Source organism: Streptomyces chisholmiae (assembly GCF_031845445.1).
GTDB classification, from domain to species: Bacteria; Actinomycetota; Actinomycetes; order Streptomycetales; family Streptomycetaceae; genus Streptomyces; species Streptomyces chisholmiae.
Map to the genome: position 1 here is coordinate 1 of NZ_JAVREO010000305.1, position 388 is coordinate 388.

2 protein-coding genes are annotated in these 388 nt (G+C 69.8%); both read right to left on the minus strand.

Annotation, left to right across the window (positions count from 1 at the left end):
- Nucleotides 1-262, minus strand: a 262-nt coding sequence (locus RM844_RS33315) for a CoA transferase (protein ID WP_311671151.1), incomplete at its 3' end; no start/stop codon positions are given.
- Nucleotides 259-388 (minus strand): acyl-CoA dehydrogenase family protein (locus tag RM844_RS33320; RefSeq protein WP_394814668.1); only part of this gene is annotated, 130 nt, incomplete at its 5' end. The genes RM844_RS33320 and RM844_RS33315, both read right to left, overlap by 4 nt.

Here is a 388-nt window from a genome sequence, read left to right on the forward strand (position 1 = left end):
CGACGAGTTCCCGTACCACCGCCAGCGCGCGCGGGTCCTTCAGATCGACCGCCAGCGACTCCTTGCCCCGGTTGCACCAGACGAAGTGCGAGGCCAGCCCGCCCGCCGCCGTGTCGTATCCACGCGCGAAGTCACCGCCGTCCGGGCGCTCCACCTTGATGACCCTGGCCCCGAGGTCGGCGAGCTGACGGGTGGCGAAAGGGGCCGCGACGGCCTGTTCCAGGCTTACGACGGTGATCCCCGCCAGCGGTGCGTCTGTCATTTCGCCAGCGGATCCCGCGGCAGCCCCAGCAGGCGCTCGGCGATCGTGTTGCGGATGATCTCCGATGTCCCGCCGGCGATGGTCAAGCACCTGGCGTACAGGTAGGCGCGGGTCAACTCGGGCGTT